The organism is Pseudomonas sp. GCM10022186 (genome assembly GCF_042656385.1).
GTDB lineage: Bacteria > Pseudomonadota > Gammaproteobacteria > Pseudomonadales > Pseudomonadaceae > Metapseudomonas.
Genome location: NZ_JBHSOU010000028.1, coordinates 213,975 through 238,865, shown reverse-complemented (window position 1 = coordinate 238,865; position 24,891 = coordinate 213,975). Strand labels below are relative to the sequence as shown.

The following is a 24,891-nucleotide window of genomic DNA, read 5'->3' as shown; positions in this document are numbered from 1 at the left end:
TCCCAACAGCATGACCTTCGGGGACTTCATCCTGGCGAGCTGAGGACTCGCAGGTTGCGGTAGCGGAAAAGGGGGGGAAGCGCCAGGCGCTTCACCCCCCTTTTCATCGTGGCACGTCTGAGCCCTATCTCTTCCTCTATTGGAAACTATGTGGCACAGCCAGGCATCAGACGCCTGGCCGTTAGCTTTGACGGTTTCGATCAGGCTGTAGAGTTGTGCACTGGTGGTCGCGCCCTTGGGGACATCACTGAACAGGCATTTCTTGCGGCCGGCGACGAATGGGCGGATGGGGCGTTATCAGGAATTCGGGACGCCGATACGGTTAAGCGAAGAAGAAGACAAAACGGGGCTTGGCGATGCCTGGGGCCCGCGCGATCGGAGACCTTGTGCACGGTAGGAAGTCCTCTGCACAAATACTGGGAGATCTCAGTGGTACCAGGGCGCAAGCGCGATCATGTCAGTGGGGAGGGCATCGTCAAAATGACGGTGCCCTTTTGGTGATAACGGTCTATTCGGTGGTTGTTTTCTAATGCTGCTTTTCAGGGTGCAGTGGAGTCACTCTATGACGCATTTGCTCATTTGCAGAGTGATGTGGCAGGTCTGCTAGAGACGACTCTTTCATTGTGCGCTGCCGGACTTCAGAAGGGGATCTTTCCATCCAGGAGAACTTGTTCTTTAGCGAAAGTATAGGTTTTTCAAAGAAAATGTAGCTAAGCGGCGCAGCAATGAAGGTCAATACAACACCAGTGTAAAGCTCTGGCGGAAATGAGGTCCCAATTCTGTAAGGTCCGTTTCCTGTGAATATTCCTTGCCAAACATAAAGGCCGTAACTTATAAGTCCTATATATGCCAGGGGCCTAAATTCCAATGCCTTTGTAAGCATCGAGTCCTGTCTATGATAGATATATAGTATCAGGGATGCCGCGGAAATTAGCCAGGCTGCTTCCGATCCTAGAAAGGCAGGTGTGCATAGCCCGGTAATGATTGATATAAGTAGTAGGTTGGAGTTTGTCTTGTCTTTGAGTAGTGTTGATATGAATTTGGAGTTTGCGATAAACGCCGTAATGCAGCCGATAAGTATTGGAAGCATTGCCGGGAAAGTCCATCGATCCGGGTAGTAATTTTCTGAGGATGGCAGAATCTGCGTTCCAAAATATAGGCATGCGGTGGCCACAGCTACAGCGATGGCAAAGGCAATCCTTGGACCAATGAAGAAAAGAATAGGCCAGAGCAGGTAAAAGTGCTCTTCAACAGAAAGTGACCAGAAGTGTGAGGTGCTTGCGTACGAGCAGTTGCGGTGTTCGAGGTTTACGGTGTATGTAAGTGCATATAGGAATGTGCAGTCCTTTATTTCGGTTGCCCCGATACTGTGCATTACATACAGGAAGAAGATTGATAAGTAATAGAGTGGAAATATTCTTATTGCTCTTCTGATAATAAAGTTTCTTATGCTTATTTGTCCATTTGAGTTGCGTTCATTCAGTAGCAGCAGGGTAATAAGGAAGCCGGAAAGTACAAAAAACATGCTCACGCCTGCATGAGCACTGAAGATTGTGCGTATCGTAGTATTGGTTACTCCAAACAGGTCCCACATTACTGCGTGAGACATAATTACCAGGATCACAGCTATTCCCCGCAATCCGTCAAGTCCTATGATTTTTCTTTTCATGGAAACACTCGGCTAAAGATTTGAAAATTTTGCCTCTTTGGAGTAATGATGGCAAGGGGCTAGCTAGTGTGTGGCCGGGGTCCGGTATGGGTGTCGCAGTTACTGCTTGATTCCGCTGTGCCAGGCGTGGAGCCCGTAATGTTAGCCTCTTCAAGACCGGGGCGGTGGTGCTGATCGTCCAATTGTCGCTGTCTCTCCGGCGAGCAGGCGGGCAACGACTTGCTCATCAGCAATGGTGGCACCGATGCCAGCACCATTACCCAGTTCGACTTTATCGGCAGTCTGAGCCGGCTCCTGGCACCTGTATGAAGATACTGAACAGGTGAGGGAGAGCATGGCGCCCCTTCCCCTTTTCCCTGCCTGTGGAAATCGCCTCGGGCACTGCTTGATATTCCGAACGCCCAGTGCGTATTTTTGTACAGGCCCCACCATGGAGCGGCCGTCGTGTACAAGGACAACAATCATGACCAGCAAAGTCCGCAGCCCGCTCGCCGAGCGTTTGGCCGGCATAGAAGAGATCGAGTGCGTTACCCCTGACCTGAATGGAGTGATGCGGGGCAAGGTGATGACGGCGGAGGGCTTTCTCTCCGGACGCCGCCTGCAGTTGGCCCGCGGGGTGCTGCTGCAGGGCATCATGGGCGGCTATCCGCCGGCGCGTTTCTACGGCAGCGACGACGGTGACCTGGCCCTGGTCGCCGAGCCGGACCAGATCCACCGGCTGCCGTGGAGCGAGCGGCCACGCGCCCTGGCGATCTGCGATGCGCGGGAACTGGACGGCCAGCCCAGCGGATTGTCCACCCGCGGTCTGCTGCGCAAGGTGGCGGAGCGTTATGCCGAGCACGGCTGGAAGCCGGTGGTGGCCACTGAGCTTGAGTTCTTCGTTTTCGCACCCAATCCGGACCCGCAGCTGCCCTTCGAGCCGCCGATCGGCCTCGATGGCCGGCGTGAGGCTGGCTTTTCGGCCTTCAGCGTGTCGTCCGGCAATGGCCTGCGGCCGTTTTTCGAGGAGGTCTATCGCGCCATGGAGGCCTTCGGCATGCCGCGCGATACCTTCATGCACGAGATGGGCGTCAGCCAGTTCGAGATCAATTTCCTCCATGGCGACCCGCTGCTGCTGGCGGACCAGACATTTCTCTTCAAGCACCTGCTGAAGGAAATCGCGCTCCGGCACGGTATCCAGGTGGTGTGCATGGCCAAGCCGCTGGCACATACGCCGGGCAGCTCGATGCACATCCACCAGAGCGTGGTCACCCAGGGCGGCGGCGAGAACATCTTCAGCGACGCCAATGGCGAGCCGACCGCGGCCTTCGCCCATTTCATCGGTGGCCAGCAGGCGGCGATGGCGGACTTCACTGCGCTCTTCGCCCCCAACGTGAACTCCTACCAGCGGCTCTGCCACCCCTATGCCTCGCCCAACAACGCCTGCTGGTCCCACGACAATCGTGCGGCGGGCCTGCGCATCCCGGCCAGTGCCCCGGCCGCCAGAAGGGTGGAGAATCGCCTGCCCGGCGCCGACGCCAATCCCTACCTGGCCATTGCCGCCAGCCTGGCCGCGGGGCTCTACGGGATGGAACAGCGGTTGCAACCGAGCGCGCCTATCCAGGGCGAGTTCGAAGCGCCTGACGAACTGTTGCTGCCCTGTACCCTGCACGCCGCCATCGAACGTCTGAAACGCAGCGATCTGGCGCGTGAACTGTTCGGCAAGGAGTTCATCGAAGGCTACATTGCTACAAAGACGATGGAGCTCCGCAGCTTCCTCGATGAGATCACGCCCTGGGAACGACGGATCCTCGCTTCCCAGGTGTAATCGCCCAAGGACCACCCGCTCGGGTGGTTCCCCCTGCACAAGAAGCCGCCTGGAGCGCCGATGCATCGAATCTGGAAGTCGTTTCGCGCACTGTATTTCGCCACCCTGCTCATGTTGATCGGCTCCGGCCTGCTCAGTACCTATCTCGGCCTTCGCCTGGCCGCGGACAAGGTGGACGGGCTCTGGGTCGGCGCCCTGATGGCGGCCAACTATTTCGGCCTCATCCTCGGCGGCAAGCTCGGCCACCGCCTGATCGCCCGGGTGGGGCACATCCGTGCCTACGTGGCCTGCGCCGGGGTGGTCACCGCGGCGGTGCTGGGCCATGGGCTGATCAGTCTGCTGCCGGCCTGGCTGTTCATGCGGATGCTGGTGGGCCTGGGGATGATGTGCCAGTACATGGTCATCGAGAGCTGGCTCACCGAGCAGGCCGACGCGGGCAAGCGCGGCCAGGTCTTCGCCGGCTACATGGTGGCCTCCTACCTGGGCCTGGTGCTGGGCCAACTGGTGCTGGTGCTGCATCCGGGGTTGGGGCCGGAGCTGTTGATGCTGGTGGCCATGTGCTTCGCGCTGTGCCTGGTGCCGGTGGCGTTGACCCGCAAGCTGCACCCGGCGCCCCTGCACCCGGCGCCGCTGGAGCCGCGCTTCTTCATCAAGCGGGTGCCGCAGTCCATGACCACGGTGCTGGTTTCCGGCCTGGTGATAGGTTCCTTCTACGGCCTGGCACCGCTCTATGCGACGGCCCAGGGCCTGCCGACGCAGCAGGTGGGCTTGTTCATGGGCACCTGCATCCTCGCCGGCCTCCTGGTGCAGTGGCCCCTGGGTTGGCTGTCGGATCGCCACGATCGCGCCGTCCTGATCCGCAGCACGGCGGCCCTGCTCGCGCTGTCCGCGCTGCCCCTGGCGATCATGCCCGAGGCGCCCCTGGAGGTGTTGTTCCCGGTCGGCTTCCTGGTCTGCCTCCTGCAGTTCAGCCTCTATCCATTGGCGGTGGCATTCTCCAATGACCATATAGAGGCCGAGCGGCGGGTATCGCTCACCGCCATGCTGCTGATCACCTTCGGCGTGGGTGCCAGCCTCGGCCCGCTGCTGACCGGTGCGCTGATGAAGCAGTTGGGGCCGAACATGCTCTATGCCTTCGTCTGTTTCTGTGCCGGGGTGCTGGTGCTGCGGGTGCGGCCGGATGCGGTGACCGGTCTGCATCGGGTCGAAGAAGCGCCTCTGCACCACGTGCCCACGCCGGACAACATGACCAGTTCCCCCCTGGTGGCGGCCCTGGACCCGCGCGTCGACGAACGGTCGGTGCACGACCAGATGCAGAACGGCGACGCCCCACCGCCCGCGGAGCCGGACGGAGGCATGCCGGAGCAACCACAACCGGAAAAATAGTGGCCCAACGCCACAATGCTTTTGCCCAATTATCGACCAGTGTGACTACCTGAGCTTCACGCCCGAGCCCCATCTCGGGAGTTCAAGGAGGATGTGGTCATGACGTTGAGCATTTCCCTGCATCTGCTGGCCAGCGCCCCGCAGGCCGGCAAGCTCGACTCCCGGCTGGTCCCGGCGCTGGGGGAGGAGGGGGCGAGCCGGTTGCAGCGACAACTGGTCGCCCGTGTTCTCAACCTCCCGCCCCTGGGCTTCAGCGAACGGATCTTCTGGATCGAGGACGGTCCGGACGAGGCCCTTGAAGCGCTGGCCGAGGATAATGACTGGATGGTGGTCGGCCAGCCGGTCGGCGACCTGGGGGAGCGTATGCGGCGCATCGCCGCCCTCGGCCTTTCCGAGAATGATGCCGTGGTGATCATTGGCCAGCATTGTCCGATGCTGGATGCCGATTACCTGTCTGCCGCCTGTGAGGCGCTGGACCAGCACCAGGCAGTGCTGGGGCCGACCGAGGATGGGCGCTATGTGTTGCTTGGCCTGCGCTGTGTCGACCCGCGCCTGTTCGAGGCCATGCCCTGGGGCAGCAACCGGGTACTGGCCCTGACCTGCGAACGTCTGCGGGAGCTGGAGTGGCAGCACGGCCTGCTGCCTTCGCTCTGGGTGATGGACGACCCCGAGCACCTGCCGCGCCTGGCCAGGCTGGGTTTCAAGGTCGGCGTGGTCTGAGGGTCAGAACAGCTCGTCTTTCTCGAACCGCCGTGCTTCCCGTTGCAGCTGATAGACGAATCGCTCGACGTTGCGTTGCACCAGCCCGCTCATATTGTGGAAGCGGATGCCGGCGAAGGTCAGGCCGAGTTTTTCGTCGAAACGCGCATGGCGCAGTTCGACGGAGGTGGTGATGGGGCCGATGGGCATCCGGGCGGAGAAGCGTTCGTAGATCTGGCCCGGCTGCAGACGGCTTGTCTGGTCGCCGTCGAAGCGCAGCTTGCAGCCGGTGGCGGAGATATCCAGCATCACGCCCTTGATCGGCGCCGACAGCTTGTCGCCGTCCAGCTCGACGGGCACCAGCTGGGTCTGCTTGAGCGCGGCGCGGTAGGCGTTGCGACGCTGGTGATAGGTCACCTCATCGGGCAGGGCGCACCAGTAGCAGCGGTCGCCCTCGAACTCGCCGACGGTGGCCGCCTGCAGGCTTTCCCAGGCGATCCGCACGCCCTCGTGGAAGCCCTCGACACGGAAGGTTTCGCCGTTCTTCAGGAAGCGTTCGCCGTCATTGGGGATCATTTCGTCCAGGGCGATCAGCCCGCGGTCGCGATCCACTTCCACCAGGTAGCTCTGGAAGCGCTGGTTGCGGTCGTGGAAGGTGATGATCAGGGGATCGTGGTGTTGCTGCAGCAAACGAAGATTGGCCAGGATTTCGACGGGCGCCTTGAGCACCTTGGGCGGTTGAGGGCCGTTCACTTCGTGGAATGGGTTGGACACGGTCCAGGTCTCTCCAAACGCAAAGCGGTCTGCGCAGAACACAGTGGCATCAGGCCTCCATGGCTTTGCGCACTTCTTGTAATGTCTTGTCAGGCCTGGCTGAGCGGGCGCTGCTGGCCGATTCTAGCGGTAGCACCACGGCTGTCATAGAGGCCCGGAGTCTCGCCACCCCGTAGGATCCCGAGCATGCTGCCCACCGAGGTGCGATTGGCACGGATCAGCCGCCCGTTGCGTTCGTTGGCGGCCTTGCAGGCATCCAGCAGCTGGCCGAGTTCGTCGCCGCGTTCCAGCAGTTGCTGGCCCAGGGGGGAGCGTTCGGCAAGTCGCTGCAGGCCGGCGCGGTCTGCACTGAGCTGGAGGTTGGCCAGCACCTGGCTGCGCTGGCGGCCATGCTGGTCGAGCTGGGCGAGGAGGGTCTGCTTTTCGGCCAGGAGGCTCTCGAGGCGGGCGAGATCGCGCTCGCCGAGGACCTGGAATTCTTCGTCCATCAGCTCGAGCAGACGCTGGGCGTGGCCGATATCGTCAGTGAACAGCTGGAGCAGGTTGGTGTCTTGCATTACGCGCTCTGGGGTCAGGCGTCCAAGTTCCCCAGCGCCGCCCGTGGACTAGCGCTGGGATTCGAAGTTCAGCAGTTTGCTGGCCACGCGCTCGCTGTCGACCTGGTAGGAGCCGTCGGCAATGGCCTGCTTGAGCTTTTCCACGCGCTCCTTGTCCACCACGGGCAGATCGCGCAGTTTTTCGCCGGCTTTCTGCAGTGCCTGAACGTCACTGCTCAGTTGCACTGATTCGCCGCTCCTGGCGGTGTCGGTCAGCTCGCCGGTGCCTTGGGGCGCAGCAGTCTGGCCGCTGGTGACGGTTTCGTTCCTGCCGGCCTGGGTATTGCCGGTACGCCCCGTGCTGGTGGGCGTGGGGCCGTTATTGAGCCGGTTGAAGTCGATAACCATGGTGTTGAACCTCGGACGCAATTTGGACGCTTACCGATTCATCGGCCCTGTCCGGGATAACTTTAGAAAATTCTTTCGTACCGGCCGAGTTTAGAAAACCCGCCCGCCGGGGCGCCAGCGGAATCATCTCTACATCTCCACCTGGACCTGGCCAGGTCCCTTGACGCGCGCCTTCACCACGCGGCCGGAGCTCAGGTTGCGGACCCTTATCTGCTGGCCCGGCGCACCGTTGGCCAGGGCCTCTCCCGGCATGCGGACGTTGATTGCCGCGCTCATGGCGCTGATCACCACCTGGTCGCCCTTGCTCACCACTTCGGCCTGTTGCAGGTGCAGTGGGGCCAGCACCTGGTCCGGAAGCAGGGCGCGGGTGGTCTTCTGCCCGACTATCTGCCCGGGCTCCGTCAGGAACCCCTGGCTCAGGGAGCCCACGTCACGCTCGGCCAGCGCCACGTCCAGGGGAGCGATGGGAGCGCCGCGGCGCAGGGGCCGGACGACCACCACCACTTCACGGTAGAGCTTCACCTGGGCCGGGACGAACACCGTCCACGGCGACCCGCCGTCGCAGCGGATGCGCACGGTGACCCGTCCCAGTGGCTGGGCCGGACTCTCCAGCTTCGTCGTCAAATCCCTGTCGCACTGCGGCAGGCGTAGGCGCGGATCGAGACGATTGACCTGGATTTCACTGCGTCCCTGGATGTTGCCGCGTTGCAGATATTCTTCGACGGCGTACTCAAGAAAGCCTTCCGCCGTGCCGACAAGTATCTCAGGCGATGTCAGGTTCGCACTCGACGCCGGGCTGTAGCCGAGGCAGCACAAAGCAGGTAAAACAGCCGCAAGCGAGTTGCGGCGTTTTGCCATCAGGCGTCGGAAAAGCGTCGTCGTAGCGTTCATACCCATATAGAAGCAAGGCTCGTGCCGTCTGCTTGGCTGAGCTTGTCACAGGAGTCTGGTCATGGCCGGTATTTTGGATTCGGTAAACCAGCGTACCCAACTGGTCGGGCAGAACCGCCTGGAACTGCTGCTGTTCCGTCTCGACGGAGCGCAGCTCTACGGGATCAACGTGTTCAAGGTGAAGGAGGTGCTGCAGTGTCCACGCCTGACCCTGATGCCCAAGTCCAGTCCGGTGGTGCGCGGGGTCGCCAACATCCGTGGGGGCACCATTCCGATTCTCGACCTGTCCATGGCGACCGGGCGCGGCGGCCTGGATGACCTGAAGAACAGCTTCGTCATCATCACCGAGTACAACACCAAGGTGCAGGGTTTCCTGGTGCGCTCCGTGGAGCGCATCGTCAACATGAACTGGGAGGAGATCCATCCGCCACCCAAGGGCACCGGTCGCGAGCATTACCTGACAGCCGTCACCCGGGTCGATGGGCGGCTGGTGGAGATCATCGACGTCGAGAAGATCCTCGCCGAAGTGGCGCCGACCTCCGAGGTCGTGTCCGCCGGCGTGGTGGATGTCGAGACCCAGGCCAAGGCCATCAGCAAGCGGGTACTGATCGTCGACGACTCCTCGGTCGCGCGCAGGCAGGTGATCCGCTGCCTGGAAACCGTCGGCGTGGAAGTGAAGGCGCTCAACGACGGGCGCCAGGCCTACAGCTACCTTCGCGAGATGGTAGAGGAGGGCAAGGCGCCCGAAGAGGAGCTGCTGATGATCGTCTCCGACATCGAGATGCCGGAGATGGACGGCTACACCCTGACCGCGGAAATCCGCAACGATCCGCGCATGCAGAAGCTGCATATCCTCCTGCATACTTCGCTTTCCGGCGTGTTCAACCAGGCCATGGTGAAGAAGGTGGGGGCGGACGACTTCCTCGCCAAGTTCAAGCCGGACGACCTGGCGGCACGCGTGGTGGAACGCATCAAGGTAACGGATGGGGGTTGATGGTTCGGCCCCCTGAAAGGAAACAGATCGGTGAGGCGCCCCTAGTGTCTTCAGGCAATGTGGATTTCGAGCAGTTCCGGGTTTTCCTGGAAAAGACCTGCGGCATCCTGCTGGGCAGCAACAAGCAGTACCTGGTCTCCAGCCGGCTGAACAAGCTGATGGAGCAGAACGGCATCAAGACCCTGGGGGAGTTGACCCAGCGCATCCAGGGTTTCGCCCATGGCGGCCTGCGCGAGCAGGTGATCGACGCCATGACCACCAACGAGACCCTCTGGTTTCGCGACACCTACCCCTTCGAAGTGCTGAAGGGCAGGGTGCTGCCCGAGCTGATCAAGGCCAACCCGAACCAGCGCCTGCGCATCTGGTCGGCGGCCAGCTCCTCGGGCCAGGAGCCTTTTTCCATTTCCATGGCCATCGACGAGTTCGAGCGGACCAACCTGGGCCAGCTCCGGGCCGGGGCGCAGATCGTCGCCACCGACCTGTCACCGTCCATGTTGGCGGCCTGCCGCGCCGGCGAGTACGACAGCCTGGCCATCGGCCGCGGCCTGTCCCAGGAGCGCCTGGCCCGCTATTTCGACCAGAAGGCCCCGGGGCGCTGGGCGGTGAAGCCGGCCATCCGCAGCCGGGTGGAGTTCCGTCCGCTGAACCTGCTGGACAGCTATGCGGCACTGGGCAAGTTCGACATCGTGTTCTGCCGGAACGTGCTGATCTACTTCTCGGCGGAAGTGAAGAAGGACATCCTCACCCGCATCCACGCCACCCTGAAACCGGGCGGCTACCTGTTCCTCGGCGCCTCCGAGGCGCTCAACGGCCTGCCGGACCACTACCAGATGGTCCAGTGCAGTCCGGGGATCATCTACAAGGTGAAATGAAGAAGGGAGGCCGGAGTGCCTCCCTTCTTGCTACCGATGGGTATCGCTTCGCTCCACCCATCCTACTGGGCTGGACGGTAGGGTGCGCTGTGCGCACCAAGGGCCTGCAAGCACGAATCCCCGGTGCGCATGGCGCACCCTACGGTCGCCTCACACCAAAGTCAGCGTCACGTTGATATTGCCGCGCGTCGCATTGGAGTACGGGCAGACAATGTGGGCCTTGTCCACCAGGTCCCTGGCCACCTGCTTGTCCAGGCCCGGCAGGGAGATCTTCAATTCCACCTCTATGCCGAAGCCCGTCGGCAGGGTGCCGATGCCGACCGCGCCTTCTATATAGGTGTCTTCGCTCAGGCTGATCTTCTCCTTGCCGGCGACGAACTTGATGGCGCCGAGGAAGCAGGCCGAATAGCCCGCCGCGAAGAGTTGTTCCGGGTTGGTGCCGTCGCCGCCGGGGCCACCCAGTTCCTTGGGCGTGGTCAGCTTCACATCCAGCACGCCGTCCGAGGACACGGCGCGGCCTTCGCGGCCGCCATAGGCTTCGGCGTGGGCGGTGTACAGGGCTTTTTCGATGGGCATGGCGGGTCTCCGGTCTGGGGGAAGAGACCCTCAAGCCTAGTCAAAGGATTCGGCGCCATCCCACCGGGCTGACTGAAGGTCAGGCCGTCAGCCAGTCGATGAACAGGGCGAAGAGCTCCGCCTGGGAGCTGATCTCCAGCTTGGTGTAGAGGTTCTTGCGGTGCATGCGCACGGTTTCCGGGGAGATCTCCAGCACCTTGGCGCTGGACTTGACCGAGTGGCCGCGCAGCAGCAGGTGGGCGATCTCTCGTTCACGTTCGGTCAGCCGGTCGCCGCCGAAGTTCATGAAGGCTTCGCGGATCTGCTGGTTGAGGCCGGCGGGAGCACCGCCGCGCGGGGGCGCCGAGCCGCGGCCGTCCAGGCAGCCGACCAGGCCGCCGCGCTCGTCGAACTGGCGCACCAGTTCGCGTACTACAGGTTGCGCGGCCCGCAGCAGGTCAAGCTCGGCGTGGCTGAAGCGGCCGCCGCTGCGCCCCTGGTAGACGCACAGGGAAACCTTGCGTTGGCCGCCCAGGTCGACGATGAAGTGGGCGTCCTCCACCGCGCCGCACTTGAGGTAGTTGGTGCGGTAGTACTCGCTGTTGAAGAAGTCGTCCGGGGCGATTTCCGAGAGGTGGTAGAAGCCCTCGGCCAGGCCGTTCTCCATGGCCAGGCAGAACGGGTCGAGCAGATAGCCGCGGGCGTAGTAGCGCTCGATCAACGCCTCGCGATATTCCGCCGGGATGCCGCACTGGTAGAGCGGGCGCGGCGCCAGCCCCTTGCACTCGAGGCCGAGCAGCACCGACTCGACGGGTACCAGGCTTCTCAAGGCCTCGACCAGCCGTTCGCAGAACGCCGGCTCGGCAACGCTGGCCATGGCCCGCGCCAGCCCCGCATGCCAGGCATGCAGGGTGGCGGTGGAGGGGGAACTGGCGGCGGTATCGGTCATGCCGGGCAGTCTAGTGGGGCTGTCCGGCCGTCGCCAGAGGGCATCAGCGGCCGGCATAGTCGCCGCTGCGCTGCAGGTCCGCCGCGGTTTCCAGGATGGCCTCGCGCAGGGTCTCGACGATTTCGTCCACCTGCTCGCGGGTGATGGTCAAGGGTGGCGACATCACGTTCAGGTGCACGATGGGGCGCACCAGCAGGCCGCGCTTCTGCGCACGCAGATGGATCTGCTCGCCGATGTTCAGCTCATCGGGGAACAGCGTCTTGCTCGCCTTGTCGGCAACGAACTCGACGCAGGCCATCAGCTTCCTGCAGCGTACGCTGCCCACCAGCGGCAGGTCGGCGAGGCTCTGCAGGCGCTCCTCGAGGTAGGCGCCCACCTCGATCACATGAGCCAGCAGGTTTTCCCGCTGGATGATCTCGATGTTCTTCAGCGCGCTGACGCAGCTCACCGGATGCCCGCTGTAGGTGAAGCCATGGCTGAAGCAGCGACCCTTGCCCGGCTCGCCGATCACCTTCCAGATGCGCTCGGAAAAGATGCAGGCCCCAAGCGGCAGGTAGCCGGAGGTCAGGCCCTTGGCGGTGGTGATGATGTCCGGGACCACGCCGAACACCTCCTCCGAGGCGAAGAAGGCGCCGAGGCGGCCGAAGGAGGTCACCACCTCGTCCGAGACGTAGAGCACATCGTGGCGCTGGCAGACTTCCCACATGCGCTTGTGGTAGCCGGCCGGCGGGATGATCACCCCGCCCGAGCCCATGATCGGCTCGGCGAAGAAGGCCGCCACGCGGTCGGCGCCCAGGGTGAGGATCTTGTCCTCGAACTCGTTGACCAGGAACTCCAGGAACTCCGCCTCGCCCATGCCTTCCGGCGCGCGGTAGGGGTTGGGGCAGGAGATGTGGTGGATGCGGTCCTTGAGGAAGTCGAACTCCGCCGGCCGGTCCGCCGCCTTGCCGCCCAGGGACATGGTCAGGAAGGTGGAGCCGTGGTAGGCGTTGATCCGGGTGATGACGTGTTTCTTTTCCGGCTTGCCCCGGCAGTTCTGGTAGTACTGCACCAGGCGGAAGGCGGTATCCACGGCCGTGGAACCGCCGGTGGTGAGGAACACGTGGTCGAGATCGCCGGGGGCCAGTTCGGCGAGCTTCTCGCAGAGTTCGATGGCGCGGTCGTTGGCCATGTCGCAGAAGGGATTGGAGTAGGCCAGGCGGCGTACCTGCTCGGCGATGGCCTCGGCCATTTCCTCGCGGCCCAGGCCGATGTTGGTGCACCACATGCCGCCCACGGCGTCCAGGTAGCGGTTGCCGGCAGTGTCGTAGATATAGGCGCCTTCGCCTGCGGCAATGTTCAGCGCGCCATTCTCGCGATGGTCGTCGAAGATGTGGTAGCCGTGCATGTAATGCGCCTTGTCGGCGGCCACCAGGCGCTCGTTGTCGAACTGGGCGAAAAAGTCGGCGTTCGGGGTGTTCATGGTCGTTACCTCGGGTCCATCTGGTTCACGTCATTTGCCGGTCTTGACCGCATTCCAGGTGCGGGTGATCAGGCGCATGGCCTTCTGCGGCTGGGTTTTCTGGGTGAAGAGGCGGGCGCGGGTGGCGTCGTCGGGGTAGATCGCCGGGTCGTTGCGCACTTCTGCGGCCACCAGGGGCGTGGCGGCCTGGTTGCTGTTGGCGTAGCGGATGTAATCGGTGACCTCGGCGATCACCTTGGGCTGCAGCATGAATTCGATGAACCTGTGGGCGTTCTCCACATGGGGCGCATCCTTGGGGATATAGAAGTCATCGAACCAGATCAGCGAGCCTTCCTTCGGGATGAAGTAGTCCAGCTTGACCTTGGCGCCGGCCTCGTCGGCGCGCGCCTGGGCGGTGGCGTAGTCGCCGGACCAGGTCATGGCGATGCACTGGTCGCCGTTGGCCAGGCCGTTGAGGTAGCTCATGGAGTCGAACTTGCGGATGTACGGGCGCACCGACAACAGCAGCTGCTCGGCCGCCTTCAGGTCCTCGGGTTCCGCACTGTTGGGGTCGCGGCCGAGGTAGGCCAGCGCCAGCGGCAGCACGTCGGTGGGCGAGTCGATCAGGGTCACGCCGCAGTCGGCGAAGCGCGAGACCACCTTGGGGTCGAAGATCATCGCCAGGGAGCCGATGGGCGCGTCGGGCATGCGCGCCTTGATCATCTCCACGTTGTAGGTGATGCCGTTGCTGCCCCAGGTATAGGGCGCCGAGTAGGCCACGCCCGGATCGTAGTGCTCGAGGCTGGCCAGCACCTGCGGGTCCAGGTTGCCCCAGCTGGGCAGGCGGCTCTTGTCCAGCGGCTGGAACACCCCGGCCTTGAGCAGCGGCGGCACCAGGGCGGCGTTCAGCACCACCAGGTCGTAGCCCGAACGCCCCGGCAGCAGCTTGCCCTGGACCGTCTCGTAGGAATCGAAGGTGTCGTAGACCACCCGGATGCCGGTGGCCTTCTCGAACTCGGCGAGGGTACGTTCGCCGATGTAGTCCGACCAGTTGTACAGGCGCAGGGTCTTGCCGTCGTCCGCCGGGCTCAGGGCCGGCAGCAGGATGAGTGTCGCGCCGAGTGCTGCAACCAGGGTCTTGCGCATGTCGGTTCCACCTCTTTTGTCGTTATCGGGTCACCTGGGGGCTACTCTGTGCTCCTTGCCGGGCAGCGGCCATAACCCGAACGGGTAGGTGAGAGCCGCATCTTCCTGTACAGTCGTTCAGACTCGCCGCAACGCCACAGGAACTCTCGGCATGACAACCCAGGATGTGCGCTATTCCCGTCTGGACCCCGAGCTGCGCAAGGCCCACCTGATCGAAGCGACCCTCGCCTGCCTCAAGCGCCACGGCTTCCAGGGGGCGTCGATCCGCAAGATCTGCGCCGAGGCCGGGGTTTCGGTGGGGCTGATCAACCATCACTACTCCGGCAAGGACGAACTGGTGGCCGAGGCCTACCTGGCCGTCACCGGCCGGGTGATGGGTCTGCTGCGCGATGCCATCGACGCCGCCCCGCCCAGGCCGCGGGCGCGGCTCTCGGCGTTCTTCCAGGCCTCCTTCTGTGCCGAACTGCTCGACCCGCAGCTGCTGGATGCCTGGCTGGCGTTCTGGGGCGCGGTGAAGACCGCCCAGGCCATCAACCTGGCCCACGACCAGTCCTATGGCGAATACCGCGCCATCCTCGCCAAGGTGCTCACCGAGCTGGCGGCGGAGGAGGGTTGGCAGGGCTTCGACGCGGAACTCGCGGCCATCAGCCTCAGCGCCTTGCTCGATGGCCTCTGGCTGGAATCCGGCCTGAACCCGCAGACCTTCACCCCGGAGCAGGGCGTGCTGATCTGCGAGGCCTGGGTGGATGGCCTGCAGGCCGGCGGCGTGCAGCGATTCCTGCGACCCGTCGGGAGTCGTTGATCGGTCGTTCAGCTGACGATAACCTCCTGCCACTTCGAACAATAAGAACGCCCCGCCGACGTGCGGAGGCAGAGGGTAATTGCAATGTCTGCCAGTGTGCTGATCGTCGACGACGATCCGCTGATCCGTGAACTGCTCCAGACCTACCTGACCCAGGAGGGTTACCAGGTACGCTGCGCCAGCACCGCCGAACAGGCCGAAGCCTGCCTGGCCGAGAGCCCGGTGGACCTGGTGATGCTGGACATCCGCCTGCCCGGCAAGGACGGCCTGACCCTGACCCGCGAACTGCGTGTGCGTTCGGAGGTGGGCATCATCCTGATCACCGGCCGCAATGACGAAGTCGACCGCATCGTCGGCCTGGAATGCGGCGCCGACGACTACGTGGTCAAACCCCTCAATCCCCGCGAACTGGTGTCCCGCGCCAAGAACCTGGTGCGTCGGGTGCGCCACGCCCGGCAACCGTCCCCGGTGGCCACCACTGCCCAGCTCAAGCGCTTCGCCGACTGGATGCTGGATAGCGACCGCCGACGCCTGATCGACCAGGATGGCAGCGAAACCCTGCTCACCCACGGCGAGTTCCAGCTGCTCAGCGTCTTCCTGCGCAACGCCGGCCATACCCTCAGCCGTGACCAGTTGATGGACCAGATCCGCAATCGCGAATGGCTGCCCAACGACCGCTCCATCGATGTGCTGGTGGGGCGCCTGCGCCGCAAGCTGCGGGACGATCCCGCCGAGCCCCAGCTGATCATCACCATCCACGGTGCGGGCTATCTGTTCACTGCCAACGCCTGTGCTGCCTGAACGAATGAGAGCCGCCGCGCTGCTGTTCTCGCTCCTGCTGAGTGGCGCGGCGCAGGCCGCGCAACCGGTGCGTTACTGCGACCATCCGGTCTATCCACCGATCTCCTGGAGCGACGGCAGGCAGATGCGCGGCCTCGCCCCGCAGATGGTGCACGAGGTAATGGCCAAGCTGGGCTTCGACGTCGAGCTGGTGGTGCTGGGAAACTGGAAGCGCTGCCTGCTCGACGCCGCCGAGGGGCGGGTCGACGTGGTGCTGGCCTATCGCACCCAGCCGCGTGAAGGCTTCCTGCAGTTCGCCTCCGTGCCGGTGCTGCGTGAGGAAGTGGCCATCTTCTATAACCGCCAGCATCCACTTAAGGTGGAGCGCCTGGAGGACCTGACCCGCTATCGCGGTGGCCTGCTGTTCGGCGAGAGCTACGGCGAGGCCTTCGACCAGACGGTGGCCCGTGCCGGCAATATCGAATGGGTCTCCGACAGCCGGCAGAATTTCGGCAAGCTGATCCGTGGCCGCATCGACTTCATCCCCCACGAGCGCCGAACCGGCCAACTGTTCATCGAGCACCTGCAGGGCGGCGGCGACATCGGCACCTTGCCGAACACCGTGGCGGTGGACTACCTGCGGCTGGCGGTCTCCCGCCACTCACCCCTGGCCGCGCGCATGGACGAGATCGACCGCGAGCTGCAACGGCTGACCGACTCGGGCCAGATCGAACGCTGGCTGAACCAGAGCGAAGCCATCTACCGCGACATGGTCGTGCAACCGGAGCCACAGCCATGACCCGGCTGAAACCCGCCAGCGGCCTGCTGCGCAGGCTGCTGCTGTTCATCCTGCTGTTCAGCCTGTGCTTCACCCTGGTGGCCAGCGCCGTGCAGCTGCACCTGGAGTACCGCCGCGAGATGCGCGAGATCGAGGCGCGCCTGGAGCTGATCCGCACCGGCTACCTGGCCAGCTTCGAGCGCAGCCTGTGGGACCTCAACCAGGAACAGCTGAAGATGCAGGTGCGCGGGTTGGCGGACTTCCCGGACATCGCCCTGGTGCACCTGACCAGCGCCGACTTCGACCTGCAGGAGGGCGCCCGCGACCCGGCCGGCCCGCTGCGCCGCGAGCGCTTCCCCCTGGCCTACCAGCCACCGGGTGGCGAAGAACGCCATCTGGGCGAGCTGGAAATCGCCATCGACCTGGGCGCGGTGTACAAGCGCCTCTACGCCACCGGCCTGACCAGCCTGCTGTGGATGGGCGTGTTCCTCTGCGGCCTGGCGGTGGCCTTGTCCTGGCTGTTCCACCGCCTGGTCACCCGTCACTTGCGGGTGATGGCCGACTTCGCCCGGCGCATCGCCTCCGGCGACTGGCACGAGGCCCTGCTTCTGCACCGCCGCACCGGGCGCAGCGCCGACGAGATCGACACGGTGGCCCAGGCCCTGGACGACATGCGCCGGGCCATCCTCGACGACATGCGGCGCCGCGAAGACGATCGCGCCGCCCTGCAGGGCCTGGTGGAGCGGCGTACCGCCAGCCTGCAGCGGGCCAAGGAAGAAGCCGAAGCAGCCAACCTGGCCAAGTCGCGCTTCCTCGCCACCATGAGCCATGAAATCCGCACCCCGCTCAACGGCATCCTCGGCATGGCCGAACTGCTGCGCGGCGCGATCCCGGGTGAACGTGACCGCCAGCGCCTGGAGGCCCTCCACAAGGCTGCCGAAGGCTTGCTGGCGATCCTCAATGAAGTGCTCTATTTCGCCCGCCTGGAAGAAGGGCAGAGCCGCCCGGAGCAGCTGGACTTCTCCCTGCCGGCGCTCCTCGATCAGGTGCTGACCTTGCTCGAACCCAGGGCCAGCGCCAACGGCACCATCCTGCGTTCGCGCCTCGACCCGCGGGTGCAGGGCCGCTGCCATGGCGCCGAGCAGTTCCTCCGCCAGGTGCTGAGCAACCTGCTGGCCAACGCGGTGAAGTTCACCGAGGAGGGCGAAATCCTGGTGGAGGTGCAACTGCTCGAGGAACTGGCCGACGGCCAGCGCCTGCGCATCAGCGTCACCGACGATGGCATCGGCATCGCCCCCGACATGCAGGCGAAGATCTTCGAACGCTTCACCCAGGCCAGCGAGGCCGTGGCCCAGCGCTATGGCGGCACCGGCCTGGGCCTGGCCATCAGCAAGCGGCTGGTGGAACTGATGGGCGGACGCATTGGTGTGGAAAGCGTGGAGGGCGAGGGCAGCTGTTTCTGGTTCGAGGTGGCCCTGGGCGCCGCGCGCAACGAGGTTGCGCAGCCGGCCGCCGTGCCTGCGCTGGGGACGCTGGAGGTGCTGGTGGTGGAGGATGTCGCCCTCAACCGCGAAGTGGTGGCGGGGCTGCTGGAACGCGACGGCCACCGAGTCACCCTGGCCGAGGACGCCGAGCCGGCCCTGGCCTTGTGCCGGCAGCGGCGCTTCGACCTGATCCTTCTCGACTTGCACCTGCCGGGCATGGCCGGCACCGAGTTGTGCCGATTGATCCGCACCGACGAGCTGGGCGCCAACCGCGACAGCCGCATCCTCGCCTTCACCGCCAGCCTGCAACCCGCCCTGGTGCGCAGTTGCCTGGATGCCGGGATGCAGGGCGCCCTGGCCAAGCCGCTGAAGCTGGACGACCTGCGCCGTGCCCTGGCCGGTCAGGTTCGGTCCCAGCCGCTCGCCGGGGATGCCGAATTGCTCGACCTGCAGTTGCTGGACACCCACCGTGGCCTGCTCGGCGAGCAGAAGCTCCAGGGACTGCTGGGCCTGCTGCGGCGCATGCTCGACGAGCACCGCGCCGGACTGCTGGAAGCCCTGGCGGCACAGGATTGCGCCGAGGTCGGTAGCCTTTCCCATCGCCTGGCCGGCAGCGGCGAGTCCCTCGGCCTGCGTGCCCTGGCCGCCTGCCTGCGGGAGCTGGAGTCGGCGGCCCAGGCCGGCGATACCACCGCCTTGCTGGCCCTGAAGCCGCGCCTGGAAGCGCTCCTGGCGGACTCCGCCGCGGTGCTCGATGGCTTGCTGCAACCGGTCCCGTGAAAATCGAACAATTTCCTTACGACTTTTTACAACTTCGATCCCGGCTTACAACGGCGTCTTACAAGTCCTTCCAATAATCGGCTCGAACCGCGCTCGAACGCGGTCCCAGTGGCCTATTGGAGACAAGAATAATGACCCGCAAAGCCCGCCTGCGTCGCCACCTCGCCTTGGAGGTGCGCCATGTCTGAAGAACGCATCCAGCTCACCCGCGCGCTGAAGAGCCGCCATATCTTCATGCTGTCCCTGGGCGGCGTCATCGGCACCGGCCTGTTCATGGGCTCTGGCTTCACCATCAACCAGGGCGGTCCCGCGGGTGCCGTGCTGGCCTACCTGGTCGCCGGCCTGCTGATGTACCTGGTTATGGTCTGCCTGGGTGAACTCTCGGTACAGATGCCGGTTTCCGGCTCCTTCCAGGCCCACGCCACCCGCTACATCGGCCCCGCCACGGGGTTCATGGTGGGCTGGGTCTACTGGCTGAGCTGGGCCACCACCGTCGGCCTGGAGTTCACCGCCGCCGGCATGCTGATGGACCGCTGGTTCCCCGATGTGCCCGTCGCGTATTGGTCGGCGCTGTTCGTGGCGCTGCTGTTCGGTATCAATTCCCTCAGCACCCGCGCCTTCGGCGAGGCCGAGTACTGGTTCTCGGGCGTCAAGGTGGCGGCCATCCTGATCTTCATCGTCGTCGGCATCCTGGCCATCTTCGGCGGCCTGCCGCTGGCCAATGGCGAGCCGGCGCCGAAGTTCTCCAACCTGATCGGCGATACCCTGTTCCCCAATGGCATTTCCGCGGTGCTCGCCGTGATGATGACGGTGGTCTACGCCTTCCAGGGCTGCGAGATCATGGGCGTCGCCGCCGGCGAGACCGACCAGCCGGAGAAGAGCATTCCCCGCGCGGTACGCAACGTGGTGTTCCGCGTGCTGATCTTCTACGTGCTGGCCATTATCGTGCTCTCGGCCATCGTGCCCTGGCAGCAGGCGGGCCTGATGGAGAGCCCCTTCGTCCAGGTGTTCGACATGGTCGGCATTCCCTTCGCCGCCGACCTGATGAACTTCGTGATCCTCACCGCCATCCTCTCGGTGGGCAACTCCGGCCTCTATGCCTGCACGCGCATCCTCTGGGCCATGTCCAAGTCCGGCATGGCGCCGCGCGGGCTGCAAAAGCTCAACAAGCGTGGCGTGCCGGTCTACGCCCTGTCCATCACCCTTTGCTTCGCGCTGCTGTCCTTGCTGACCAGCTTCGTCGCCGCGGACACCCTGTTCGTGGTCCTGACCGCCATCAGCGGCCTGGCCGGCACCGTGACCTGGATCGTCATCGCCCTGGCCCAGTACCGCTTCCGCCGCGAACACTACAAGGCCGGCGGCACCGTGCAGGACCTCAAGTACGCAGCGCCGCTGTTCCCGCTGATCCCGATGGCGTGCATCCTGCTGTGCACCTCGCTGTTCGTGTCCCTGGCCATGGACCCGACCCAGCGTCCGTCGCTGTACTGGGGTTTCGGCTTCATCGCCCTCTGCTATGGGGCCTACTACTTCCTGCAGTTCAAGCGTCAGCGCAGCCCTGTGCCGATTCCGGCGGCCTGATCCCCGGCGATACCCGGAAAAAAGCGCGGCAGAGCGATCTGCCGCGCTTTTTTGTTGGGCCTGCGCGGTCCAGGGCAGGCCTGCGGCCTGCTTGGCGAATGAATTCGCCCCTACAGGGTTCGCGCGGAGCCACCGGCATGCGTCACCCCTCTCCCTCCGGGAGAGGGGCCGGGGGAGAGGGCTACCTGCCCCAGCCAGCCCTGCCTCCAGCTCCGAGTTGTTCAAAGATGTAACAACTCCCGCGGGTCTTCCCCTTTGAGAAATAAAAAATCCAATAAAAACAAATGCATACGTAAATATCCGGGCTGTTACATACCCCATTCGGGCAGGATTGCCGTCTTGTTGAACAGTCGTTTAGGATCGCTTCAACTTCCTCATCATCAAAGACAACAAGACGAGGGCTCCATGACCACACTGCTCAGCCAGGTCGATGCCGGCATCGCCCGCATCACCCTGAACCGCCCCCAGCAGCGCAACGCGCTGGATATCCCCACCCTGAAGGCCCTGCTCGAGCTGCTGGACGCCCATGAGGCCGATCCGGCCGTGCGCGTGGTTGTGCTGAGCGGGGAGGGTCGCAGCTTCTGCGCCGGTGCCGATCTCGCCGAATGGGCCGAGGCCGAAGCCCGTGGCGAATTGGAAACCTACGGTTGGACCGAAACCGCCCACGCCCTGATGAGCCGCCTCCACGGCCTGGCCAAGCCCACCATTGCCGCCATCAATGGCACCGCCGTCGGCGCGGGGATGGACCTGGCGCTGTGCTGCGACTTCCGCATCGCCGCCGCCTCGGCGCGCTTCAAGGCCGGTTACACCGGCATGGCCTATTCGCCGGATGCCGGCGCCAGCTGGCACCTGCCGCGCCTGATCGGCGCCGAGCAGGCCAAGCGCCTGCTGTTCCTCGACGAACTCTGGGGCGCCGAACGCGCCTTGGCGGTCGGCCTGGTGGGCGAAGTCTGTGCCGACGAGCAGTTGCAGGAGGTCGCCGGTGAATTGGCCGCGCGCCTGGCCGCCGGCCCCACCTTCGCTTTCGCCCAGACCAAGGCGCTGATCCGCGATGGCGCGTCCCGCAGCCTGGCCCAGCAGCTGGAAGCCGAACAGGCCGCCGGCCTGCTCTGCGGCCGCAGCGAGGATGCCGCCGAGGCGCTGCGCGCCGTTGCCGAAAAACGTTCCCCCAAATTCAAAGGCCGCTGAGAGCGGGTAGGTGAAGCCATGGATTTCAAACTGACCCAGGAACAGGAAATGCTCGTCGAGGCGGTGAAGAGCTTTGTCGAGAAGGAACTGCTGCCCTTTGAAGAAGAAGTGGACCGCGCCGATGCCGTGTCCCCGGAACTGGCCGCGCAGATTCGCGGCAAGGCCATCGCCGCCGGCTTCTATGCCTTCAACATGCCGGAGGAGGTCGGAGGCGGTGGTCTCGACTATCTGTCCCAGGCGCTGATCGAGCGCGAGCTGTCCAAGGTGTCCTGGGCGCTGCACGTGTTCGTCGCGCGGCCCTCGAAGATCCTCATGGCCTGCAAGGGCGAGCAGATCGAGCAATACCTGCTGCCCTGCGTGCAGGGCGAGAAGATCGACTGCTTCGCCCTCACCGAGCCGGGCGCCGGCTCCGACGCCAACTCGATCAAGACCCGCGCCGTGCGCGACGGCGACGACTTCGTGCTGAACGGCGCCAAGCACTTCATCAGCCACGCCGGCCATGCCGACTTCGCCATCGTCTTCGCCGTCACCGACACCTATGAACACAACGGCAGGAAGCGCAATGCCGTGACCGCCTTCCTGGTGGACAAGGGCACCCCGGGCATGACCGTGCGCCGGGGGCCAAGATGCGTCAGCAACAAGGGCTACCACACCTACGAGATCTTCTTCGACGACTGCCGGGTGCCGGCCTCCAAGGTCCTCGGCGAAGTGGACAAGGGCTGGGAAGTGGCCAACGCCTGGCTCACCGCCGGCCGCGTGATGGTTGCCGCCAACTGCGTCGGCCAGGCCCAGCGCGCCCTCGACCTGTCGCTGCAATGGGCGGCCGACCGCAAGCAGTTCGGCCAGCCCATCGGCAGCTACCAGGGCATCTCCTTCAAGCTCGCCGACATGGCCACGCAGATCCGCGCCGCCGAGCTGATGACCCTGCACACCGCCTGGAAGATGGACCAGGGCAGCATGACCGACGGCGAAGCCGGCATGGCCAAGCTGTTCGCCAGCGAAGTGCTGGGCAAGGTGGCCGACGAGACGGTGCAGATCTTCGGCGGCATGGGCCTGATGGACGAAGGTCCGGTGGAACGCATCTGGCGCAACGCGCGGATCGAGCGGATCTGGGAAGGCACCTCGGAAATCCAGCGCCACATCATTTCCCGCGAACTGCTGCGGCCGCTGCTGCGTTGAGGGTAGGCCCACCATGAGTCAACGCGACAACCTCAAGCGCCTGCTGGCGCCCAAGCACCTCGCCTTCATCGGTGGCCGCAGCATGGCGCGCGCCCTCAAGCGCTGCGCCGAAGGCGGCTTCACCGGCCAGATGTGGCTGGTCAACCCGCAGCATGCAGAGCTGGAAGGCGTGCCCTGCGTGACCAGCGTCGCCGACCTGCCGTGCGGGCCCGATGCGGTGTTCATCGCTACCAACCGCGAGTTGACCCTGGACGTGGTCGCCGCGCTTGCCGCCAAGGACGCGGGCGGCGCCATCTGCTACGCCTCCGGCTTCGCCGAGACGGGCGAAGAAGGCCAGGCCCTGCAACGCCAGCTGCTCGCCGCCGCTGGCGAGATGGCCCTGCTGGGGCCCAATTGCTACGGCCTGCTCGACTATCTGCACGGCGCCGCCCTGTGGCCGGTGGCCCATGGCGGGCACCTGGTGGAGAAGGGCGTGGCGGTGCTTACCCAGAGCGGCAACTTCGCCTACAACCTGTCCATGAGCGACCGCTCGCTGCCGGTGGCCTATATGGCCTCGGTGGGCAACCAGGCGCAACTGGGCGTGGCCGAGCTGATGGATGTGCTGCTGGACGAGCCGCGCGTCACCGCCATCGGCCTGCACCTGGAAGGCCTGAAGAACGTCCCCGGCTTCGCCCGCGCGGCCTACAAGGCCTTGCAGAAGGGCGTGCCGGTGATCGCCCTGAAGACCGGCGTCTCCGAGATCGGTGCCGAACTCGCCCTCAGCCACACCAGTTCCCTGGCCGGCTCCGACGTGCTCTACGACAGCCTGTTCGAGCGCCTCGGGGTGATCCGCGTCAGCGGCCCGGTGAGCTTCATGGAAACCCTCAAGGCCGCCGCCTGCGGCAACCTGCCGGCCGGTCCCTCGCTGCTCGCGCTGGCCTGCTCCGGCGGCGATGCCGGGCTGATCGCCGACTATGCCGAACGCAACGGCCTGGCGCTGCCCAAACTGGACGGTGCCCAGCGCGATGAGCTGGGCCTGGTGTTGCCCGACTACGCCAATATCGCCAACCCGCTGGACTTCACCACCGCCATCTGGGGCGACGGCCCGGCCCTGGAGAAGATGCTCGACAGCGCCCTGCGCACCCCGGCCGACGCCGCCCTGCTGGTGCTCGACTACCCGGGCGAGGAGACCGGCGAGCGGCCGCAGTGCGACCTGCTGCTGGAGCTCTACTGCGCCGCGCTGAAGCGTCACGGCAAGGTCGGCTTCATCGCCTCGGCCTTCCCCGAGCTGCTGCCGGCCCACGCCCGCGAGCTGTTGCACGCCCAGGGCGTCGCCGCGCTGCAAGGCGTGGAGGACGGCCTGGCCGCCTGGGGTCGCATCGCCCACTACCGCCAACGCCGCGACGCATTGCTGGCTCGCGGCGAGGCGGCGCTGGTGCCGATCTGCCCGCTACCCCTGGAAGGCCAGGGCCGGCTCCTCGATGAGTGGCAATCCAAGCAGGCGCTGAAGCCCTTCGGCGTCCCCCTGCCCAAGGCCGTGCTGAGCACGCCCGGCCAGGCACGCGAGGCGGCCGCCGACCTCGGCTTCCCCCTGGTGCTCAAGGCGGTCAGCGCCGAGCTGCCGCACAAGACCGAAGCCGGAGGCGTGGCCCTCAACCTGCGCAACGAGGCGGCACTGGAAGCGGCGCTGTTCGACATGCGCGAGAGCCTCGCCCGGCATGCGCCGCAGCTGGCCTTCGAGCAGGTGCTGCTGGAGCGCATGGCCAGCGCGCGGCTGGCCGAGCTGATCGTCGGCATCAAACGCGAGGAAGGTTTCGGCCTAGCCCTGGTGATAGGCGCTGGCGGCATCCTCGTCGAGCTGCTCAGGGACAGCCGCAGCCTGCTGCTGCCGACCACCGACGCGGCGATACGCGAAGCCCTGCTGAGCCTGCGCAGCGCGCCCCTGCTCACCGGCTTCCGTGGCCGCCCGGCGGTGCACATGGAGGCGCTGGTGGACGCGATCCGTGCAGTGGCCGACTACGCCTGCGAACACGCCGACCAATTGCTGGAGCTGGATGTGAACCCGCTGCTGGTGGACGCCGAAGGCGCGGTGGCGGTGGATGCGCTGATTCGGCTGGGTAGTGCGAATTAACTCGGGCGTGGCACGTGAACTCCCCTCTCCCGCTTGCGGGAGAGGGGCGGGGGGAGAGGGGCTCTTTGCCGTTGCACCCTCTCCC

Annotated in this window: 22 protein-coding genes; 13 read left to right on the top strand and 9 right to left on the bottom strand. The window is 64.9% G+C overall.

What is annotated here, in order from left to right; genetic code table 11:
- Positions 1 to 526: 526 nt before the first annotated feature.
- The gene (locus ACFPU0_RS13190) at positions 527 to 1,669 is read right to left on the bottom strand and encodes an acyltransferase family protein (protein ID WP_377693496.1); all 1,143 of its coding nucleotides are present in this window, start codon (positions 1,667 to 1,669) and stop codon (positions 527 to 529) included.
- Positions 1,670 to 2,234: 565 nt separating this feature from the next.
- Between ACFPU0_RS13190 and ACFPU0_RS13185 the strand changes: the two genes are divergently transcribed.
- The 3 genes from ACFPU0_RS13185 (at position 2,235) to ACFPU0_RS13175 (ending at position 5,582) form a co-directional block, all read left to right on the top strand.
- Complete coding sequence (locus ACFPU0_RS13185) at positions 2,235 to 3,476, top strand: glutamine synthetase family protein (RefSeq protein ID WP_377693507.1); 1,242 nt, start codon at positions 2,235 to 2,237, stop codon at positions 3,474 to 3,476.
- A 60-nt stretch (positions 3,477 to 3,536) separates the two neighbouring features.
- A complete protein-coding gene (locus ACFPU0_RS13180) occupies positions 3,537 to 4,862 on the top strand; it encodes an MFS transporter (protein WP_377693495.1) in 1,326 nt (441 codons plus the stop codon).
- Positions 4,863 to 4,961: 99 nt separating this feature from the next.
- Entirely contained in the window at positions 4,962 to 5,582 is a 621-nt protein-coding gene (locus tag ACFPU0_RS13175; RefSeq protein ID WP_377693494.1) for a TIGR04282 family arsenosugar biosynthesis glycosyltransferase, read from the top strand.
- 3 nt (positions 5,583 to 5,585) lie between these two features.
- Here the strand turns inward: ACFPU0_RS13175 and ACFPU0_RS13170 are convergent, their stop codons facing one another.
- The 4 genes from ACFPU0_RS13170 to flgA form a co-directional block, all read right to left on the bottom strand.
- Positions 5,586 to 6,335, bottom strand: coding sequence for a flagellar brake protein (locus tag ACFPU0_RS13170; protein ID WP_377693493.1), 750 nt, complete (start codon positions 6,333 to 6,335; stop codon positions 5,586 to 5,588).
- Between the two features lie 89 nt (positions 6,336 to 6,424).
- Positions 6,425 to 6,892 carry a flagella synthesis protein FlgN gene (locus tag ACFPU0_RS13165; protein WP_377693492.1) on the bottom strand — a complete coding sequence of 156 codons (468 nt, stop codon included), beginning with the start codon at positions 6,890 to 6,892 and terminating at the stop codon, positions 6,425 to 6,427.
- Between the two features lie 48 nt (positions 6,893 to 6,940).
- Positions 6,941 to 7,279 carry a flagellar biosynthesis anti-sigma factor FlgM gene (gene flgM / locus ACFPU0_RS13160; protein WP_377693491.1) on the bottom strand — a complete coding sequence of 113 codons (339 nt, stop codon included), beginning with the start codon at positions 7,277 to 7,279 and terminating at the stop codon, positions 6,941 to 6,943.
- 129 nt (positions 7,280 to 7,408) lie between these two features.
- Entirely contained in the window at positions 7,409 to 8,170 is a 762-nt protein-coding gene (flgA, locus tag ACFPU0_RS13155; RefSeq protein ID WP_377693506.1) for a flagellar basal body P-ring formation chaperone FlgA, read from the bottom strand.
- Positions 8,171 to 8,231: 61 nt separating this feature from the next.
- Here flgA and ACFPU0_RS13150 point away from each other — a divergent pair, with 61 nt between their 5' ends.
- Positions 8,232 to 9,164, top strand: coding sequence for a chemotaxis protein CheV (locus ACFPU0_RS13150; RefSeq protein ID WP_377693490.1), 933 nt, complete (start codon positions 8,232 to 8,234; stop codon positions 9,162 to 9,164).
- Positions 9,165 to 9,208: 44 nt separating this feature from the next.
- The gene (gene cheR / locus ACFPU0_RS13145; protein ID WP_377693489.1) at positions 9,209 to 10,036 is read left to right on the top strand and encodes a protein-glutamate O-methyltransferase CheR; all 828 of its coding nucleotides are present in this window, start codon (positions 9,209 to 9,211) and stop codon (positions 10,034 to 10,036) included.
- A 150-nt stretch (positions 10,037 to 10,186) separates the two neighbouring features.
- On the opposite strand, the gene ACFPU0_RS13140 is transcribed toward cheR, so the two are convergent.
- The 4 genes from ACFPU0_RS13140 to ACFPU0_RS13125 all read right to left on the bottom strand — a co-directional run bounded on the left by ACFPU0_RS13140 (position 10,187) and on the right by ACFPU0_RS13125 (position 14,127).
- Positions 10,187 to 10,612: an organic hydroperoxide resistance protein gene (locus ACFPU0_RS13140; RefSeq protein ID WP_377693487.1), complete on the bottom strand. Its 426-nt coding sequence runs from the start codon at positions 10,610 to 10,612 to the stop codon at positions 10,187 to 10,189.
- Positions 10,613 to 10,691: 79 nt separating this feature from the next.
- Positions 10,692 to 11,540, bottom strand: a complete 849-nt coding sequence (locus ACFPU0_RS13135) for a helix-turn-helix domain-containing protein (RefSeq protein WP_377693486.1) — start codon at positions 11,538 to 11,540, stop codon at positions 10,692 to 10,694.
- Between the two features lie 43 nt (positions 11,541 to 11,583).
- Positions 11,584 to 13,002 carry an aminotransferase gene (locus ACFPU0_RS13130; RefSeq protein WP_377693485.1) on the bottom strand — a complete coding sequence of 473 codons (1,419 nt, stop codon included), beginning with the start codon at positions 13,000 to 13,002 and terminating at the stop codon, positions 11,584 to 11,586.
- 30 nt (positions 13,003 to 13,032) lie between these two features.
- On the bottom strand, positions 13,033 to 14,127 hold the full coding sequence (locus ACFPU0_RS13125; RefSeq protein ID WP_377693484.1) for a polyamine ABC transporter substrate-binding protein: 1,095 nt from the start codon (positions 14,125 to 14,127) through the stop codon (positions 13,033 to 13,035).
- Between the two features lie 151 nt (positions 14,128 to 14,278).
- Between ACFPU0_RS13125 and ACFPU0_RS13120 the strand changes: the two genes are divergently transcribed.
- From ACFPU0_RS13120 to ACFPU0_RS13085, 8 genes are all read left to right on the top strand, one after another.
- Positions 14,279 to 14,929, top strand: a complete 651-nt coding sequence (locus ACFPU0_RS13120) for a TetR family transcriptional regulator C-terminal domain-containing protein (RefSeq protein ID WP_377693483.1) — start codon at positions 14,279 to 14,281, stop codon at positions 14,927 to 14,929.
- A 78-nt stretch (positions 14,930 to 15,007) separates the two neighbouring features.
- Positions 15,008 to 15,730, top strand: coding sequence for a response regulator (locus ACFPU0_RS13115; protein ID WP_377693504.1), 723 nt, complete (start codon positions 15,008 to 15,010; stop codon positions 15,728 to 15,730).
- Between the two features lie 4 nt (positions 15,731 to 15,734).
- Positions 15,735 to 16,508: a substrate-binding periplasmic protein gene (locus tag ACFPU0_RS13110; RefSeq protein ID WP_377693482.1), complete on the top strand. Its 774-nt coding sequence runs from the start codon at positions 15,735 to 15,737 to the stop codon at positions 16,506 to 16,508.
- Positions 16,505 to 18,751, top strand: coding sequence for an ATP-binding protein (locus ACFPU0_RS13105; RefSeq protein WP_377693481.1), 2,247 nt, complete (start codon positions 16,505 to 16,507; stop codon positions 18,749 to 18,751). The genes ACFPU0_RS13110 and ACFPU0_RS13105 overlap by 4 nt, the downstream gene beginning before the upstream one ends.
- A gap of 180 nt (positions 18,752 to 18,931) precedes the next feature.
- Positions 18,932 to 20,329, top strand: a complete 1,398-nt coding sequence (locus tag ACFPU0_RS13100) for an amino acid permease (protein WP_377693480.1) — start codon at positions 18,932 to 18,934, stop codon at positions 20,327 to 20,329.
- A gap of 405 nt (positions 20,330 to 20,734) precedes the next feature.
- Positions 20,735 to 21,517 carry an enoyl-CoA hydratase/isomerase family protein gene (locus ACFPU0_RS13095; RefSeq protein WP_377693479.1) on the top strand — a complete coding sequence of 261 codons (783 nt, stop codon included), beginning with the start codon at positions 20,735 to 20,737 and terminating at the stop codon, positions 21,515 to 21,517.
- An 18-nt stretch (positions 21,518 to 21,535) separates the two neighbouring features.
- Positions 21,536 to 22,696, top strand: coding sequence for an acyl-CoA dehydrogenase family protein (locus tag ACFPU0_RS13090; protein ID WP_377693478.1), 1,161 nt, complete (start codon positions 21,536 to 21,538; stop codon positions 22,694 to 22,696).
- A 13-nt stretch (positions 22,697 to 22,709) separates the two neighbouring features.
- Positions 22,710 to 24,806, top strand: a complete 2,097-nt coding sequence (locus ACFPU0_RS13085; RefSeq protein ID WP_377693476.1) for an acetate--CoA ligase family protein — start codon at positions 22,710 to 22,712, stop codon at positions 24,804 to 24,806.
- Positions 24,807 to 24,891: the final 85 nt, after the last annotated feature.